The sequence below is a fragment of the Paenibacillus harenae genome, assembly GCF_030812415.1.
Taxonomy (GTDB): domain Bacteria; phylum Bacillota; class Bacilli; order Paenibacillales; family Paenibacillaceae; genus Pristimantibacillus; species Pristimantibacillus harenae_A.
This window is the reverse complement of sequence record NZ_JAUSST010000002.1, coordinates 259,545-278,599: the sequence shown is the minus strand read 5'-3', so window position 1 is coordinate 278,599 and position 19,055 is coordinate 259,545. Positions and strand designations below refer to the sequence as shown.

Below are 19,055 nucleotides of genomic sequence, written 5' to 3'. Positions count from 1 at the left end.
ACCACTTAATTTTTAATAAAATTCAAAATTTCCTTAAACGCTTTTTCAGCTGATTGTTCGTTATATTTTATCCTCCTATGAAGCTACGTTGCATACTGATCTCATTTATAAGGCCACCCATTGACAGATGGCCCTTTCTTTAACGGACCTTCAAAACAGGAATCCATAGCTCGACTTCTTTTTCTTCCGATAACAACTGTTTTTCAAGCCCTATTTCTATTTCAGGCCCCACTTGTATCATAGGACCCACAACTTGCTCATATCCGGAGGAAGGAAACCATTCCCCATAAATACGGTGCCACTTTTCCTTCTCCCAAGGAATCTTCACTTCAAAAATTACCCATGTCAAGGCTGGCACAATGAGTGGTGAGAAGTTTTCTGGACAGGGTTCTGTTGAAGCAACAGACATGTAATAATCATAATCACCTTTCACACGTACTCCATCTCCGAAACTTACATGCAGCACCCCATAAGGTTCTAAGTTGTTAAGTGATTTCAGTTGAGTATACGTTTGATGGTCAACTGATTTCCATACCTGTTCGACACCAGGATGTTCACCAGAATCTACTGGTGTAACTCTATTACTTACCCCAACCAGTTGAAATGCATTTTTTTGCTCGATTCTAAACTTCATCGGCCTTTGCTGCGACATCCAGTTTTCACCCGGCCAGCAATACGTCTTGCACCTCAGTAACTAAAGTCACTCCCCCTTTCGATACCAGCTTGCTCATCCAACACGTTCATTAGCTGTCACCTCAATTCAAATAAAGGCTTCTCCAGCGTAGGGAGAAGCCTTTATTTATTAGTGAACGTAGTAGGAACAGATTATTTCATTCATTGTTTTGCCGCTTCATAATCGAACCAGTCAAAGTGAGCCGACGACTCGCATCTCGAGCCATTTCCCGTCGCGTACAAAGCGAATAGCACGCCCGTGAAACCGCCCGCCACTTCCGTTGCCAACAGGGATGTTTCACCGCTTCCGAACCAGAATGGCGTTTCGCCCTTACTAGAGAACCCGAAGCTGTACTGTTCCTTGGTCGCTTTCACGTGCAACACGATAGAATCGGATGTCCATGGCGCTTCATTCTCGATCTTCCACAAGCTTCCAAGCTTTCTGCGGAAAATAAGCTTGCACTCGCCAGCGATGCGGGTCACCGCAAGCTCGTAATGAAAACGATCGTTCATATATACTGTTATGCCCGCTTCCTCACCATCATGCTGCGGCGCAAACGCCATATGCGCAGCTACGTCACAATCAAAGTGCTGCTGTCTTCTAGCAACGAAGGCCGGCGCTCCTATTTCATTCAACGTCGTCTCGTTGCCCCGCAAAGTCAGACAGCTCTCCTTCTCACCCAGCGACCAATTGTCCGGATTAGGCGAACGCATAAAGTTCCAGCATGGAGCAAGGCTCGAAGTCTCGAAATGCTCGCGAACCGGCACAGCAGCTGCTGGCTGCAGCGGAAGATTGCCTGCCGACATCGTCTCGCTTACCGTCCCGTTGTCGCCGATAATCGGCCAGCCGTCCTCTGTCCATGTAACAGGCGCAAGGAACGTCTCTCTGCCTAGATGGTGTTTGTTCGGATAACCATGCGGCCGAATGCCTAGAAATACGGCCCACCAATCTCCTTCCGGCGTCTGGACAAGGTCCGCATGCCCCGTAGCATGAATGGACTTTAGCAAGCTGCGATGGGTCAAGATCGGATTATGCGGGCAGCTTTCATAAGGCCCCTCAGGCCGCTCGCTTCTCGCGATCGTTTCCATATGGCCGTACTCGGTGCCGCCTTCGGCAACCATCAGATAGTACCAGTTGCCGATGCGATAGATATGCGGCGCTTCGGGATACTGGCCGCCTGTTCCCGTCCATAGGAATGTTGGTTCGGACAGCCTCAGGCCGGTCTTCACGTCAATCTTGCTTTGATAGATGCCTTGATTGGATGAAGATGTAAAATAGACCGTTCCATCCTCGTCGAAGAACAGCTCCGGATCGATACCGGGATGGTCTACGAAAATCGGGTCCGACCATTCTCCGTGCGGATCGTCCGTGTACACGAAGAAATTACCACCAGCCGTAACATTCGTCGTTACCATGTAGAATCTGCCGTTATGCTCGCGGATAGTTGGCGCAAATACGCCGCCGGAGCTTGGCGCGCGACTCAGGTCAAGCTGCTCTGGCCTTGTCAGAACATGACCAAGCTGCGTCCAATTCACCAAATCCTTGCTGTGGAATAGCGGTACGCCAGGAAAATATTCGAAGGAGCTCGTAACGAGATAATAATCGTCGCCAGAACGGCAAACGCTCGGGTCCGGATGGAATCCGGTTATTACTGGATTTTTATAATTCATGCAAGCTCACTCTCCTCATTGAACTTAAACTAGCTTTTCATAATGGAAGTAATCATAATCGACGAATCCACCTGTTTGCTTCGTAGCGTAATTATAGAGCCCGAAACGGTAGCCCATGAAATGCTCCAGCTTGTAATGCAACTGCAGCGGCCCGCCGATTGAATGCCAGATCTCACCGTCCGAAGAATAGCGGAAGCGTGCAATGTCCTCGCGATCGCCATTATCGAACTGGCACTCGATTTGCAAATAGATCCGTGCTCCTTCGTATCTTGCGCGCTCGATTGTTGTCTCGCCTTCACTTCCGTCCGCTCTCCCATTGACGCTCATTGCTACGTAACGTTCGCCGTTATCGTCAACTTGGATACCGACTGAGCCGAAGACGTATTGCAGCGCCACCAATCCTGCACGGTCGCCAGGCTGCATATTGGCTATGTCCAGTACCGTAGTTCCGATGCAAGCTGGACCTTCTGTACGTTGCGTCAATGTATTGCGAGCGAATTCTACGCCATTGGCAAGATGTCCTGTTGTGAGGCGCAAATGACCCGAACGCTCCGTGACCGACCAATTGTCCGGGTCAGGATTATGATTCCATTGCCAATTAAGCGCCAGCCGGTTCATATCGTAATCGAACTCATCGCTGATGACAAGAGGCTTTGGCGATGTGCTCGGCAGCTTCACTTCGAACGTCTGCGGCGCTCTGCCGTCTTGTCCCAAGACTGGCCAATCGTTCTCCCAAGCAACGGGAAGAACACATGGCATGCGGCCGACGGCTCCATGATCCTGGAACAGCATCGTATACCAATCTCCATCCTGCGTATCGATAAGGCCGCCTTGAGCGATGCCGTTATTGCGGTAATCCATATGGTCATCAAGCATTAATTTGCGCTCATAAGGACCGAGCAGATTAAGCGAACGGTAGCATAGCTGTCTGCGGCGCTTGTTCCCTACTTTCGGCCAATCTATGAAGAACAAATAATAGTAGCCGTTTATTTTGTAGGCATGGCATCCCTCGGCACGAAGCATAATGCCTTCCCGTTCCGTTTCAAGCAGCAGTTGATTGATGCCGTCAGGCTTAAGCGCCGTTGCATCCGCTGTCAGCTCCGTAATGCGTATATCCCCATTGCCATGGAAGACGAATACACGGCCGTCATCATCGAACAGCATGCTTGGATCGTGATGCAGTCCTTGGATGACGTTGCGCTCCCACTTGCCTTTCTCGATATCAATTGTCGTATAGATATAAAACTGGTTCATATCCAGACTCGAGAAGCAAACGTAGAATATGCCCTCGTTATAGCGCAAGCTGGCAGCCCATGACCCCTTACCATAAATGCCTTTGCCGTCTAGCAAATTATGGGCGTCGTTATCCTCGAAAGTATCATAGACGTAATTCACGAGCTCCCAGTCCAATAAGTTATCAGACTTCATGATCGGGCAGCCGGGCATCGAATGCATGCTCGTGCTCACCATATAGAAAGTGCTTCCCACACGGATTACGCTCGGATCCGGGACGTCGGCCCAGATAATCGGATTCGATATCGTCGTCTTGTCCATTGCTAACTCCCCTTTGTATACCTGGAATGGTCTATCATCCCAACAGTCTAGCCTGCATACGCTTCGGCAACAACCCGTCTATCTATAGGGATTCACCCAGCAACTTATAGGTTATCGATTAAGCTACTCCAACACCTAACATGAAACACCTCCAATTATTCAGTTAATTCGTCTCTTCGAATCATACAGATGAAGAACGGATACTGCGGCATCTCTTCGTAACGTTCCCATTGTTCGATTCGATAGGCGAAATCGCTCAATGCTTGCTCCAGGCTATCAAGCGATACACTCTTAAGGCTAGCCATGAACATGAGACGTCCCTCCGGTTTCAGCAAGCCGAAGCACGCATCCAAACCGTCCTTCATCTGCCCCGCTTCGTCGATAGTGGAGCCAATCATCGTCACGAGATCGAACGCTTGCTGAGGCAAGTCCGGATCGAATAAGCTTTTGTTCATGACGTTCGACGGATTGGGATGCCCCTCACTCCGCTGCCTGTACGCGAATAGCTCGCAAATATCGCGATTGATATCGATGCTCGTCAACCGTCCTCTCCCTTTCAGCCAATAGCCAAGGAAGTCGTCCCAATCTCCCGTCCCGATTCCGATGTTGCACGCTTCGAAGCCCACCTCGAGCGGAACGTACTTTCTGATGTAATCTCTCGTTCGCCACTCTGCATGCAAATTTTCCGGTGATGAATTCCATTCGCCTGCTTCCGGGCTCTTGAGCGCTAGGTAGTAGTCGAGCAATTGATTATCCATATTTCTTCACCCCCTCTCTTGCTTCGTAATCTTGACAACTGCTTCTTCACGTGAAAAAGCAAGGAGCGGCATGAATTGTGCCACTCCTCCTATACCTTTATGGCTGTGCTTGCCCCGCCGGGTCGACAACAGCCCAGAATGCCGGCTTCGCGTGCAACTGCTTGTCGAACAGGAACGGCGCATTAGTACGCGTCACCGGGAAACTATTCAGCCAAGTGTGATCATCCGCAATGCCCCAGAACACGACGCCGCCGATCATATCCTTGTTCGCCCTGAAAGCCTCGAACAGCTCGCGATACCGGTCCGCCTGCTTCTGCAGCAGATCATCCGGAATGTCGTTGCCAAGATCTCTGCGATCATTCCACGCATAGAGGCTCATATCCAACTCGGTAACGAGATTATCAAGACCGAGCTCAGCGAATTTCTCCATCGATCCGACGATGGAATCCACCGTCGGTCCGTACACGTCGATATGCGTCTGATGACCGACACCGTCGATCGGCACGCCTTTGTCCAGCATCTCCTTCACTAGCTCGTACAACCTGTCCCGTTTCGCTGGATTATCGGTACCGTAATCGTTGATGTACAGCTTCACTTCCGGTCCACCCGCTTCGCGCGCCGCGCGGAACGCCGTCTCGATAAAGTCCGTACCCGTTATCTTGTACCATTCACTGGCCCGCATGCCGTCCGGATCGGCCGGCTCAATCACTTCATTCACGACGTCCCACGAATGGATATCGTTCTTGTATCGTTCTACGATCGTGCGGACATGCGTATCGAGCCGCTTTAACAGCAGCTTCTTATTGGCTTCCCGCTTCGCCTCATCGGTTTCGTCAACCATCGGTTTGCCCTCGGCGTCTTTAAAGAACCAGGCGCCCACTTGGCTATGCCAGACAAGCGTATGGAAACGAACCTCCATACCGTTCTCCTTCGCAAAAGCGACAAGACGATCCGCATTCGTCCAATTGAAGCTGCCTTCCGTAGGCTGGATTGCATCAGGCTTCATCACGTTTTCCGCTACGAGCCAATTCACATGCTTCTTAAGCAGCTCCGCCTTCAGCCCCTCCGTCTGAGAAGGCTCGATGGCCGCTCCGATCGGGAAGTAACCGGCGAACGTCTCCGCAAGTGACGGGATCTCCTGTTCGACCGACGGCTCCGGCGTCGGTGTCGGCTTCGGAGTCGGCTCCGATGTGGGCTGCGGCGTCCCGCTTTCTACGACCGTTGTCGTATGCAACTCATCCTCTGCATTAACGCTATTCGGAACTTCCGTCTGCAGCGCAGCCGCTTCATTCAAGGCGCCTTCTGTTTCAGGTTGATACCGGTTCAATAGAAGTACTGCCACAACTGCAATTAGTGCGATAGCTGATATTGCGATGTAAACGAATTTATTGTTTACTCGATTCATTTCAATCCACCTCTCATTTAGCTATATCCGACATACAGGCAGCGTTCATTCAAGAATAGGTTCCTACCCCTAGCGGCTATATTGGATTTTTGTACGCCTGTTGATTTACCAATATCTAGTTTATGGAAATGTAAGATGATGCGCCAAATAAACCACCCATTCGGGTGGTAATGCAGCAAAGCTGATTAGTCGATCAAACTCTGCAAAAGATAACCGTGCACTTGAGTGAACCTGTTTATTTCCCTGCACGAACACGTACTGAAGCAGCACGTATACGATTAACGCGGTGTACAATTGTCCGTAAACAGCATTCGGTGTCTTTCCAAATAGCGTGGGCACATTCAGATGCTGTTTAATCCACCGAAAAAACACTTCGATTTGCCAGCGTTGTCGGTAGATTTCAGCAATACGCTCTGCCGAGTGGCGATGTAAGTTGGTCGCCAGAATTATCGGGTTACCTTTGGGATCCTTCAACTTCACGACCCGAAATCGATTTCGGGTTAAGGTCGCTTTTTTTCCGAGTTGGCAAGTTAAATCTTGCTCAATCGTATGTTTATAGGGCCGTTTTCGTTCACGATAAACAGGTTGATGCAGCACCGTGTTATTTCTCACCCGGATGACAAAATACTGCCGTTGTTCTTGCTCCATGTAGGCATCGAACTGTTTGTGATTCCCGTATGCACGATCCGCAACCAGAATGAAGTTCGAGTCCGTTACCGCAATACACATGGTCGAATCATGCTGTTTTCCTGTCGATTCCGTTACACGGTGGAGTTCGCCTGTCTCTGTCAACAAAGACACGTGCAGCTTAATGCCGCTCTTCTCTCCTTTGACCGATGGCGCCCAAGGTAACCGATTGTGACCGGCAGAAATTGTAGTTGAATCGACCGCAAGCAGCTCTTTCGGAATTCGAAGGCGTCTGCGTGTGGTGCGGTTGCATTTATTAATTAGCAGATGAAGCAGTTGTTTAAAAACGCCGAACGGAACATCATTCGCTTTTTTGGAGATTGTGGAGTGATCTGCTTTGGGCAACCCACAGGCAACCATTCGCTTTTCTCCGTCCCGATAGCCATCCCATTGTTGAAGCGCCGCTTCAGCAAGAAAAGTAAGAGCTCGTAGACTGTATATTTCCTCGCTGTATCCACATAGTTTTCTTGCTGTAACAGGAGTTGAATCTCTTCTTTGGGAATGATGGATTGCAGAATAGGTGCTAACATTGTACGATGGTTCATGAGACCGTCTCACCTTCCGTAGAGTTTGTAGGGGTACAAACACTATACAGAAATGAGCGGTCTTTTTGCTACCATTTTTTAGATAATCAACAGGCGTAGATTTTTGTAATATATACATCACCTTTTGCCGCTAATGCAAGTCTATATTGGATTTTTGCAATATAGCTCCCCCATTTCAGCCTTTTTGAACGGTTTTCGCTTGAAGTTACTGCAAATTTCCAACTTAGCTCAAAAATTCCACATTAATTACCTAAAGTTACTGCAAAAATCCAACATAGATTAACTCACTCTCGCACTCGCACTCATCCCCAACCCCGGCTACAACACATACTACCAACGCATATTTTCCAGAAGGGGTATAACAGCAACAAGCGCCCTGCGGGCAGCCGGCCGAAGTGGCCGGCCCCGCAAGGCGCTTGGCTTGATGCGACGCAATAGCCCTTATCCGACGATACCCGTACGCTCGATACTTTCGACAAAGTACCTTTGAACGAACAAATATAGAATAACGAGCGGCAGAATCGCAAGTAAAATGCCGGTATCCTGCACCATGCTCATGAAGAACGGATCCTTGTTGGTCGTGGCGCCGCCTTCAAGCATTATTTGCAAGTTGTAAGGCAGAGACGTCAATTGCGTAGACATGACCTTACTCGAGGTCAAATACGTCGTCGTGAAGAAGCTGTCGTTCCACTGCCACACGAACGAGAAGAGCAATACCGTAATGATAGACGGTGTGGCGTTCGGAAGCATTATCCGCAGAAACGTCGAGCCGATGCCCGCTCCGTCAATGTAGGCCGCTTCCTCGACCTCCTTCGGAATGCCCCGGAAAAACTGCCGGAAGATGAAAATGTACAGCCCCGCTTTAAGCGAGTTCGCCGTTATCGACGTCAGAATGAACGGCCAGTACGAGTCCAGCAGATTAATCGATTTGCCGCCGGTCAATAGCGGCACCAAGCCGAGCAGCGTAAAATCCTTCAAGTTCATATAGATCGGAATTAAAATGGTCGTAGGCGGAACAAGAATCGTTAGAATGACTCCCGCGAACAGCAAGTTGCTTCCTTTGAACTTCAGCCGGGCGAACGCATAACCGGCAAAGGCGCATGATACGGCGGTCAATATTGTCGTCATGGTCGACAACCCGATCGTGTTCACCAGCGTTTTCCAATAATCCATAATCGTAATCGCCTGCTTGAAATTGTCGAGCGTAAAATGCTCGGGAATAAATACGACGATAGGTGAATACATGTCGGCTTTATCCTTGATCGATGTAGATATTTTTTGAATGATTGGATACAGGATGACGAATGACAAGCCAATGATCAGCACTAGCCGAACAATCGTCCACAGCCCTCGCTTCCAGCTTTCCAACGATAACAATCGCTCCATAAGCAACGTTCTCACTCTCCTTCTATTCCTGGTAGAAGACCCGTTTGGATATGATGTACGTACTGATCAACAGGATGATCATGATGACCAGGAAATAGATCCAAGCCATGGCCGAGCTGAGACCGAAGTTAAAGCTCGTAAAGCCGGTTTCTCTAATGAGCGTCGTCATATCGTTCCTGGAGAACGAATCGATAATCGTATAGATGACGTTAACGAGTATAAGCGGGCTGACCATCGGGAACGTAATCTTCCAGAACGCCTCGTATCCAGTCGCGCCTTCAATCTTGGACGCTTCATACAGCTGCGGTGAAATCGTCTGAATGCCCGCCAGGAATATGAGAATCTGTACGCCCGACTGGCTGACGATTTGGTAAATCCTCTCGACCGCATCCATCAAATACATGACGATATCTTCGTTCATGCCGGAGTTCAGCATAATTGTCATCAGTTCCATCGTACCGGTTGTGAATACGCCACCGGTGGCGTTCTGTTCATTAATCGCTTGCACAAGGCTCTCCGCTTCCAGATTTGCAATGACGCCCGAGGCGAGAATAACCGGAAGAAAGAAGATCGATCTTGCAATACCCCTGCCGACGAATTTTTGGTTCAGCAATACGGCCAGGAACAAGCTGAAGATGACGATAAGTGGCACGTTAACGACCATATCGATGACCGATTCGGTCAAAATACGGTTAAAGCTCGTATTCACCGTTAGCGCTTCTTTAAAATTCTCAAAGCCGATGAACTTAATCGTCATCCCATTGGCATTCGCTTCAATTTCGCTCAAGCTGTATTGCAGCGAATACAATAAAGGAATCAAGAAGAAAAACAAAAATCCAAGCAGCCAAGGCAATACATACATGAATCCCCATAACGCCTTCTGCTCATTGTACGTCCTTGATCGAAATAGACGCTTCGCTATCGGTTTCAAGATTGTTCACCACCCGTCACATAACTCTCGGCTTCTATCGTCATCCCGTTCACTGTTGCCCCAGTGTCGTTGTAGTTGACGATGACGTACTTCCCGCTTTCGTAGACGGTCTTGAACAAACCTTCGCCAAGCTTCTCGTGCAGGGCGATGCGCTCGTTCTGCACGTCCTTCAGCACGCCGTTTACTTCTTCGTAAATGTCGGCGGCCTGCTCTAGCCACTGCTTGTAATTGACGGCATACAATTCATTCGATTCCGTATCCTTCACCTTGTAATTAGGCTCATGGATCCATTCGAAGTAAACGCCGGCGCCGTATTCCAAACTTTTCAAAATATATTGCCGAACGTTCGTATAAGCCGTCAAATTGTAAGGCGAGCCCGTATAGCCGATATGACCGCGAACGACCATTTGGTAAAAGGGTATCGCTTCGTCTTCGAGCTTAAAGTTGCTATTCGACATCGGCGCGTTTGTTACATCCGATAAGTAAGGAAGGGCGTAAGCGTTGCCTCCCTCTGCCATAATGTTCAGATTCCCCTCGCGAATGTCGTTCAGAGCTTCAACCGAAATATCCTCGGATTCCGTACGGTCGATCAGATTGTTTTTGCGGAAATCGCTATTTAATTGATCAGCCATATCCCTCAGAGAGATGCCGCCCGTTTCGTAGCCCTTCATTCCCTTCAAAATGGTATCTACGTACGATCCGACGAGCCTTGGCGAGACAACATAGGAAGGCAACTTGCTCCGGTCCCGGCGATTGAGCGCCAGATCGAGCGGATAAAATGCCGCAGGAACGGCGCGCAGCGTCCGTGAAGCGTCATCCTTCTCGTCGAAACCTTTGCTCGTATGAGCGGTCAAAATAGCAACGTCCGGATACAGCTCCACATCCTGCTCTTTCGCAAATGACACCAAGCCGCGCAAGCCTTTGGCGCCGCCGATCCCTTTGTCTACCGATAGGTCGTCCGGCACTTTGTGGTCGAGTCCGCCGTTGAACCATCCAGAATAACGAAGCTTGATATGGTTTATGCCGAGATCCTTCATCTCGCCGATCATTTGCTCCGTCTGCACGAACGTCGTAAGAGGTTCTAGCGTTTTGTACGGAACGCCTACGAAATGCTTCTGCTTCGCAATGCTTCCAACAACTTGAAGGTAGAAAGGAAGGTTCTCTTCGCCGCTCTCCGCCTTAGGCTTCGGTAGTCCGCCGCTTTGTTCCAAATGCTGACGGTAATAGACGGCCATTCCTTGATACGTAGCGTCTTCTCCGCTAAGGAAAGCATAACGCACCGTAAAATCGCTGTTCGTCGGACGCTCTTGGAACTTCGGCAGCGTCCGCTCCGACCCGTTCGCTTGGAGCGTAAGCTCCCCTTTGCTCGTTACGTTGAAGGTCGGATACACATAGTTATAGCTGTTCAATTTGCCGCTGATATCGGCATTGATGCTAGCAGCCGATGCACCCTCTTCGATTATGCCTAGGAACGCGCCTTCTTCCCTGATGATGCCGAATACGGGCAGCCTGACCGGCTGCTCGTTAACGGCATTTTCGACCACTTCCAACGCTTGATCGGATCCGTATACCATCTGCTGATAGGCCGGATATTTGGTTTTGCCGTTATTGAACGAGATCAGGGCGCCCGAACCGTCCGGCACGAATATCGAGCCTTCCTCATCCGTCCCCCCGGCTCCGAAGAAGCTGAGCAACGTGACGGTGCTGACCGGATATTCAGTTGGAGCTTTAATCTCCTCGACCGGAACCTTGACGACGAGACTGTCGGCGTCCAGCTTATATTCGATAGAAGCCATAAAGACTCTCGGCGCCGGCGATTCCTGCGTGTAGTTCAGCTCTGCCATATCCTTCTGCAAATCCTCTTCCGTATAGCCGGCTTCCTCGAACGCCTTGAATGCGCGTTCGAGTTGAAGACCGTTCAGCGCTTGGTCATTCCGAACATAGACCCCTTTACCTGGATCCTCCTTATAGCCGATGCGCAAAGCGCGTTGTCCCGCTTTATCCAGCTTGCCGGACAACTCCTCGAGACGCGCTGCGCTCAGCATGAGAGGCAGGTCCATGGCCGATTTCTCCGCTTTGCCGAATTTATAGGTCACTTTAACACCGCTGTCGATCGATTCATATTTAACCTGCTTGTATGCGACGCTGTCCAGGAACGTATTGATCGAATTAACCTGTCCGAAGCTGTTATAGTAATCGATCTTCAATTGCGAGGACAGTAAGCCCTTGTTAACTCCGGTCGCGATCGGATCGGCCTCAGCTTCGAGCGGATTGCTATGCCATATCTCGCCGCTGCTTTTGTTAAGCACAGCTATAGCACCCGTCTCGTCGTTAATGAACAGTCGAAGCAGGTCGTTCTCGGCGATCCCCTTCATTCCCGCGATACGCGAATCCGTGAACGAAGCGTTAAGCGCCTTGCCTTGCTCGAATGCAGCCTCCAGCTGCTGCTCATCGTTCGTTTGATTGGCGTTGCCCGCGCCGGAACAACCGGCGACCAGCAGCCCTGCAGCAAGAACCGCAGACAAGACGGCATTTCTGGCCATACGCATCTTTCGTTCCTCCTTCCTCAGTTCCTCAAGGTGATTTCTTGATAAATAATAGTGACGAAAGACACAATTTGTTGGAGCAAACTAAAGAACAATAGGCAAAGGAACGCCATGAAGCCGATCGCCACAAGCGACAGCGCAATCGTTAGGATTGTTTTGCTAGGCGTAAATTGATGCACGGTCATATTTCCAACAAACAACAGGTACATGGACCATAAAGCGGCGAAACTGTTGCAAAAATAATAAAATGTCGTCTCCTGCAAGGAAATAACGTTGCTCAGCCATATCCATGGGAAGTTGATAATGACCATCGGCACGAGCGCGAAGCAGGTCGACGTGAAAATATCAACAAACTTCCCTTCTCCATCCATCAGCGTCGTGAGCGACCAATTGGCCACGCACCAGAACAAGACCGGAACGATCACGTACGTAATTTCCATCAGGCTGTTCATTTGGTCGGGATTATAAATATTGACCAGAAAACCGCTGTACTGGCTGCCTAGGACGTTGGTCAGGATGAGCAACAGCAGAATACCGAACGACATCATAAGATTCAGCTTCTTGCTCTGTTCGTATTTCAACTCCCAATAACCGTTAAAGGGATGCGTGATCAAATACAACGGAAATTTAATAAGCTCTTTATTCAACCGAAACGCCCCTCTTTCTATCCAACATTTTCCGGTATGCCCTTGCGAGCAGGACGACGGCGATCAAGCCGAAGATGACGGTCATAATGATGCCGAAATGTTCCCTCAGCACTTGCTTGCGGTGAAGCAGGAACGCCTTCGAATAGTTGCGCTGGTCCAAACTTTGCTTGAAATAACGCATTGCATCGTCATAATCGCCTTGCCTTAGAATCGACTTGCCGATACCGGAATAAGCGAAATCCAGATTCGCGTTCATATTAATCGTTTGTTCGTAGAGCTCGAACGACTTTTCTTCCTCGCCGCGGTAGTAGCTCCTGACGGCTTCATTCAACGTCCGCCCGTATTCCGTCGTTTGGAACACGGTTATCTCACCGAACGCCTTGTCCAGTACGAGGAAATCGTCCCCGACCCGTTCTATAGCGACCGGCGTATTGAATTCGCCGATCCGGTTGCCCATGCCGCCGAACACGTACATGAAGTGTCCATCGCCGTTGTACGTAAAGATTCGGCCTTTCTTCGAGTCAAGGACAGAGTATATCTCGCTGTCTGTAACATCGACATCAATAAGCCTGGAACGTCCGTCTGCAGGCCTATAATTAATATCGCCTATCGGTTTGAAATAGCCCGTTCTCCGCAATATATCGCTGCCTTGCGCATTCAGCTTCCGAATCGAGTCGCCCGTATCGCCGCTCGTCGCGTAGATGAAGCCTTCGTCGTTAATATCCATGTTCGTAAATTCCGTTGGCGTGAACATGACCATTTGGCTGCGCTGCGCTTTCGTCGACAGCCGCTTCCAGAACAGCTCCACCGGATCGACCCCTACGCGGTTCGCTCCGATGAACGATGTAAACGAGCCTTCCGCGCTAAATTCCATCAGACCGTCGAACACGCCTGTCGCCATCACATAGATGCGCTGCGCCTTGTCCATGATGACTCGGACTGGCTGAAAATCGAAATTCTCCTTCAGCAGCTCGGACGAGGGTTTCTCAACAATATTCACCAAGCCGCCTTCGTCGTCGAGATGCACGACGCGCTTGTTCCCGGTATCGGCAATCAGCAGATGCTTCTCATCCGAAACGAAGATCCCCTGCGGGTTCAGGAACGTTTCGGTCTGACCGTCGCGCTCGAAGGAGTCGATAACCGCCGCCTCGCTGTAGTCCTCATCCAACACAACGATCCGATTGTTGCCGGAATCGAGAACGTATATTTCGTTATCCGGCGTTACATGAAGATCGCTCGGATCTTTGAATACCCCGACACCCAGCTTATCGCCTGTCAACAATTCCGTCGCTTCATAAGCGGAAGGTGATACGACCGTATCGCCCCAAACGGAATAATTGTAGGAGGCCCCTCCATCCGCCGCATGCGCAAGCGAACCTCCCGCGCTTAAGCCGAATACGCAGCATATCGCCGCAAGAAGATAAGCTCTTAGTTTTGTCTTGCTCTTCAACATCGTGCAAGTCTCCCTTCTAATCTTTCATCCCGGAAGTCGCCATCGTCTGGATGACGCTGCTCTGAGAGATGATGAAGAGCGATATCGGAACGACCATCAGGATAAGAGCGACGGCAGCGCCGACGCCTGCACGAGCGATACCTCCCAAAGTGATCTGACCGAGCGCGTAATGGAGCGTCTTCAGGTTCTCGCTGTAAATGAAGCTTCCCCCATCGGTTCCCCATAACGCAGGAAACTGCAGGATCATAAGAGTCAGCCAAGCCGGCTTCACATTCGGCATGACGATGCTCCAATAGATCCGGTATTCGCTCGCGCCATCGATCTTAGCCGCTTCCAGCAGAGCCGTCGGAAGCTGCTCGATGAACTGCTTCATCAGGAACAGCCCGAGCGGAAACGCGAGCGATGGAACGATAATCGAAGCATGGGAATTGATCCAGCCCAGCCAAGACATCACCATGTAGTTCGGAATAGCCGTAACATGTCCCGAGAACATAAGCGACAGGACGACGATCGAGAACAGCGCCTTTGACCCGAGAAAGTTGTATTTCGCCAATGGGTACGCAGCTGCGGAAGCAAGCAATATATGTCCGGCTGTGCCGATTAGCGTAATAAGCAACGTATTGGCGATATAACGGGACAACGGTACCCAGGAATTGCCCATCAAGGCGATCAAATCGTAAAAGTTATCCAATGTCGGATTGTTCACGAAGAAGCGCGGCGGGAAAATGAACAATTCGTCCAGCGGCTTGAAGGCGTTATTCACCGCATAAAGCAGCGGAAGCGCCATGAACGCACCGAACACGGCGAGAAACGCGAACAAGATAAAGCTGACGGCAAACGAACGGTTAAGCCTCTTCGGCGTTCGGAATGCGGCCATCATTTTAACGACCAACGTTACTCACCTACCTTTCTGAGCAATTTTTGCGTCAATTTGTTGGTCCCGATCATAATACCGAACAGCACTGTCGCAATAGCCGAGGCGTAGCCCATCTCGAAACGAATGGTGCCGTAGTCCATCAAGTGCGTAACGATCGTATGCGCTGCATAGTTGACGCTCGGGAAACCCGCCAGCGCAACGGTAATATCCGCGACAGCCAGCGATCCAGTAATCTGCATGACGGCGCCGAACAGCAACTGCGGCCTCATCGAAGGAAGCGTAATGAACCATAGCTCCTGCCAGCGGTTCTTGATTCCGTCGACGACGCCCGCCTCGATCAGCGTCCGGTCGATCGTCTGCAGACCAGCGATAAAAGCGAGGAAGCTAGTGCCCAGACTGAGCCATAGCTGTACGATCATAACGATGATAAGAATGTATTGTTCATTGGTCAGCCATTGAATCGGTTCAAGTATAAATCCGAATTTGATCAGGAGTCCGTTCAAATAGCCGTAGCGGTCGCCCGAAAATACGATCAGCCAGATGAAAAATACGTTGCCGGAAATAGCCGGCGCGTAGAAGATCAAGGTCATGACCGACCGCACTTTCGGCGACAGCTCATTGATAATCCATGCGAAGAAGAAGCACGCGATATAGCTGACCGGTCCGGTTATGATCGCGAAGAGAAAGGTGTTCTTCACTGCGATCATAAAAATATCGTCGTTCAGAAACAGCCTGGAATAGTTCTGCCATCCGACGAAACGAGGAAATTCGAGCATGTTGAAATAAAAGAAACTAAGAATTAAAGAAAACACGACCGGAATGACCGTAAACGTGAAGAAAATCAACATGTACGGACTCATCAGAAAATAATAATGCTTGTTTTTCTTCAATTCCGTCCATACATTGGCCATTCTCGATTTTTTCTTCGGATGGATAAGGTTAGGCACGGCTTGACTGGTTGTTTCGGCTTGCAATGGATTCCACCCCCAAACTAATACGGTAAATTGAATTCTTTGCGCTTGATTTCGATTTCGTCGTTAATATACAAGACGTAATCGTTTAAGGCTTCTCGAGGGTTCTCGCTCGCATTGACGACTCTGCGGAAGGCGTTGTCCAGATGGCGTCCTGTAAAGTAGCCGCCGGGCACTTGCGGAATGCCTCTTACCCATTCCCACTGGCTCGCCAAATTGTTATAATCCTTGACCGGCCATGGCAATTCCTCGAGCGCTTCGGCGTTAGCTGTCGGATAACGCGCAGCTTCGCCCATCAAGCCTTCCATCTCGCGACCGTACGCGATTTGGGTTTCCTTACTGGTCCACCATTTCATGAACTCCCACGACGCTTCTTTGTTATCGGCGTTCTCCATCAGCATGACGCCAGTCGTATGGCTGGCTACCTGATGATTGACGGTGCCGTCCGCCTGCTCCGTACCCGGAACGAGCGTGAAATCCCACAGCCCTTTAATTTCCGGAGCCAATACCGTCAGCATATTATAGGTCGTGTAATCCGCGATTCCGATCGGCATTTCTCCCGTACGGAACCGGTTCGGGAAGTCCGCAATGACAGGGAATTTGTAGTTGGTATAAAATTGCGTCCACTTCTTGAACATCTCCATGGAGATATCCGTATCGAGCGCGGTCTTTTTGTCTTCATCCTGATAGAACTCGCCGCCGTTCTGATAAAGCAGCGCAGAGAACGTCGCGTTCGGCACCAGACTCGCATTAGAAGCCTCGATCGGAAGCCAAAACTCCATATTATGCTTTTGGAGGACCGAAATCATATTGTAAATATCCTGCCATGTCTGCGGAGGCGTAAGTCCCAGCTCTTCGAGAATATCCTTGCGATAGAAGAGCATCGGGAACGATTGCTGCTCCGGCAGGGCATAAACGCCGCTGTCATACTTGTAAGGCGTAAGTCCGCTGTCATGGAAACGAGCTGCGACCTCCTCGAAGTCAGAGAACTGCGTCAAGTCTGCCGCCGCTCCCCTCATGGCATAATTCACGGGAACATCTTCTCCGATTTGCATTGCAACATCCGGTCCTTCGTCAGCAAGCGTTGCCGGCAGCAATATGTTGCCTGGAACAAGCCTTAAGTCTACCGCGACTTTCGAATCCGGCGTGAAGGAATCGTCGATCAAGCTCTTTAGCACCTGCGCCTGATCCCTGCCTGTCGTAACCCAAACCGTAATCTTGCTGTCTTGCTCTTCGCTCGTATTGCCGATGCTGTCGTAATCCTCGGTATATGAAGCAACGTATGCGCCAAGCTCATGCTTGACCTCCTCGAAGAACGTCGCTTCCGCTCTTGGAAGCTTTGTACCTGGCGAGGATACGATCAAATAATCTAGTGCAACCGGCTGCTCGCGCACCGTAAGAATCCATGTGCCAAGTCCGCCGACATTCGTCTTGAATGCGCTTAAGCGATTGCCGACAGTCTCCGAATTCTCGATCATTTCTTTCAATTGGCCGACCATCGTATGAAGAACAGCTACTTTGTCGCTGCGTTCGCCAGTCGATTGCTCCAAATAATCGGCTACGCTTTGAATGATGACGGCTTGCTCCTCGAACGTCGGTACCATGTCCGGAATCCGCTTCTCCAGTTGGTAATCGCGGAACGGATCGGGAGTATTCGACGTAATCATCAATATTTTGCGATACAACTCGTTCAACTTCAGCACGCTCGATTCGATCGTGCGAATGAGCGGCGCGATATCGCCGAGCGACACCATCATGCGAATACGATGCGTTCCCTTCGTCAAATGGAACAAATACGGCTCATCTTCACCAAGCACGTTCATCTTCCATTCCATGTCGAAGTTGAACCGCAGGCGCTTCATTTCCTGAAACGGCGTCTGTCCATCGATCGTCAAGCTTCGCGTAGCGTACACGCCCCGCAGCTGATCCTGCTTCTGCTTCAACGCGATTTGGTATAAGCCGTCCTCTGGCGCCTCGAACTCCCATTCGATCCACTGTCCGGGAAGCTTCCAGTTCGTCCCGCCGATCGTATTGATTCGAAGCTTAGACACATTGTACGGAACGACAGTCGGACTCGACCGGTCTGCCAGAGGATACAACGTAGGCGATGACTTTGCGACCGCGTCCTCGGCTTGGATTTCAATATAATGATCCGATACCGGCTTGATTCCATCGGCCTCATACTTTTTCTTCAAATCCTCGTATGTCAACAAAGCTTGGTCCTGGTACAGCTCAATATAATCAATCGCCATCGGTTCCCTTAAGGCCGTCAAGGAAATCGATTGCTCCCCGCTCTCAAAGTAAAAGGAGTAAGGCTCATCATAATATCCATTCCGATCGTTGAAGGCTCCGAGCTGCCATGCCGGCTTCTCTACCTGCCGAGGCCTGATTTCGTTGCCGCGATCGTCACGCCCGATTTCGTCCTGTCGATTACCCCAAACTCGATCGAATAATAATATCTCCGCGCCCTGAAAAGGGACTTTATCGTTTATGGCAAACTGCCTTTCGATCGCAGAGCTCTTGCCCTCGATCGGCAAATAATGAATTCTCAAATTGTACAGACCCGCTTGTTTCACCTGCACATCCCAACTAATTGAGCCGGATTCCGGTGTTACAACTGCTTTGCCGTCCAATCCGTCAAGATGATCCGATATGACGAATCCATCGCCGGCCGTTGCTGAGTAGCTCTCGCCCTCTATTCGGATTACATCGCCTGGCCGTTCAGCATCCGAGTAGGTATTCAAATACGCATCATAGCTGTCTTCTCCTGCTGATGCCGTAACGGCGCTGAAATCCGCCATTGCCATGGCGCGTCCGCTACCCTTCGAATCCGAAGGGTAGAACGCCCATATAGACGTTGCCAGTACGGCGAGAACGAGTAGAATCGCGACGTAGTTCTTCTTTCTGAAGTTCAACTTTTCTCCCTCCTGCTGCAAGAGATTAAATTCAATG

14 protein-coding genes are annotated in these 19,055 nt (G+C 50.2%); all 14 read right to left on the bottom strand.

Going from position 1 to position 19,055, the window contains the following annotated elements:
• Positions 1-139 precede the first annotated feature (139 nt).
• On the bottom strand, positions 140-652 hold the full coding sequence (locus tag J2T14_RS06185) for a GyrI-like domain-containing protein (RefSeq protein ID WP_307468978.1): 513 nt from the start codon (positions 650-652) through the stop codon (positions 140-142).
• A 182-nt stretch (positions 653-834) separates the two neighbouring features.
• A complete protein-coding gene (locus tag J2T14_RS06180) occupies positions 835-2,343 on the bottom strand; it encodes a glycoside hydrolase family 43 protein (RefSeq protein ID WP_307203490.1) in 1,509 nt (502 codons plus the stop codon).
• A 24-nt stretch (positions 2,344-2,367) separates the two neighbouring features.
• Positions 2,368-3,897, bottom strand: coding sequence for a glycoside hydrolase family 43 protein (locus tag J2T14_RS06175; protein WP_307468976.1), 1,530 nt, complete (start codon positions 3,895-3,897; stop codon positions 2,368-2,370).
• Positions 3,898-4,052: 155 nt separating this feature from the next.
• Positions 4,053-4,655: a class I SAM-dependent methyltransferase gene (locus J2T14_RS06170; protein WP_307203487.1), complete on the bottom strand. Its 603-nt coding sequence runs from the start codon at positions 4,653-4,655 to the stop codon at positions 4,053-4,055.
• Between the two features lie 97 nt (positions 4,656-4,752).
• Positions 4,753-6,060 (bottom strand): endo-1,4-beta-xylanase, encoded by a 1,308-nt coding sequence (locus J2T14_RS06165; protein WP_307468973.1) that lies wholly within the window; start codon positions 6,058-6,060, stop codon positions 4,753-4,755.
• A gap of 120 nt (positions 6,061-6,180) precedes the next feature.
• On the bottom strand, positions 6,181-7,410 hold the full coding sequence (locus J2T14_RS06160) for an IS4 family transposase (protein ID WP_307468970.1): 1,230 nt from the start codon (positions 7,408-7,410) through the stop codon (positions 6,181-6,183).
• A gap of 323 nt (positions 7,411-7,733) precedes the next feature.
• Positions 7,734-8,684 (bottom strand): carbohydrate ABC transporter permease, encoded by a 951-nt coding sequence (locus J2T14_RS06155; protein ID WP_307468969.1) that lies wholly within the window; start codon positions 8,682-8,684, stop codon positions 7,734-7,736.
• A 16-nt stretch (positions 8,685-8,700) separates the two neighbouring features.
• Complete coding sequence (locus J2T14_RS06150) at positions 8,701-9,609, bottom strand: carbohydrate ABC transporter permease (RefSeq protein WP_307468966.1); 909 nt, start codon at positions 9,607-9,609, stop codon at positions 8,701-8,703.
• Positions 9,606-12,158: a DUF5696 domain-containing protein gene (locus J2T14_RS06145; RefSeq protein ID WP_307468963.1), complete on the bottom strand. Its 2,553-nt coding sequence runs from the start codon at positions 12,156-12,158 to the stop codon at positions 9,606-9,608. Before J2T14_RS06145 ends, J2T14_RS06150 begins: the two co-directional genes overlap by 4 nt.
• Before the next feature lie 17 nt (positions 12,159-12,175).
• The gene (locus J2T14_RS06140) at positions 12,176-12,802 is read right to left on the bottom strand and encodes a Yip1 family protein (protein WP_307207140.1); all 627 of its coding nucleotides are present in this window, start codon (positions 12,800-12,802) and stop codon (positions 12,176-12,178) included.
• Positions 12,795-14,255, bottom strand: a complete 1,461-nt coding sequence (locus J2T14_RS06135) for a hypothetical protein (RefSeq protein ID WP_307207142.1) — start codon at positions 14,253-14,255, stop codon at positions 12,795-12,797. Before J2T14_RS06135 ends, J2T14_RS06140 begins: the two co-directional genes overlap by 8 nt.
• A 16-nt stretch (positions 14,256-14,271) precedes the next feature.
• The gene (locus tag J2T14_RS06130; RefSeq protein WP_307470384.1) at positions 14,272-15,135 is read right to left on the bottom strand and encodes a carbohydrate ABC transporter permease; all 864 of its coding nucleotides are present in this window, start codon (positions 15,133-15,135) and stop codon (positions 14,272-14,274) included.
• Positions 15,136-15,149: 14 nt separating this feature from the next.
• The gene (locus J2T14_RS06125) at positions 15,150-16,106 is read right to left on the bottom strand and encodes a carbohydrate ABC transporter permease (RefSeq protein ID WP_373458113.1); all 957 of its coding nucleotides are present in this window, start codon (positions 16,104-16,106) and stop codon (positions 15,150-15,152) included.
• Between the two features lie 17 nt (positions 16,107-16,123).
• Positions 16,124-19,018 (bottom strand): extracellular solute-binding protein, encoded by a 2,895-nt coding sequence (locus J2T14_RS06120; RefSeq protein ID WP_307468960.1) that lies wholly within the window; start codon positions 19,016-19,018, stop codon positions 16,124-16,126.
• Positions 19,019-19,055 lie beyond the last annotated feature (37 nt).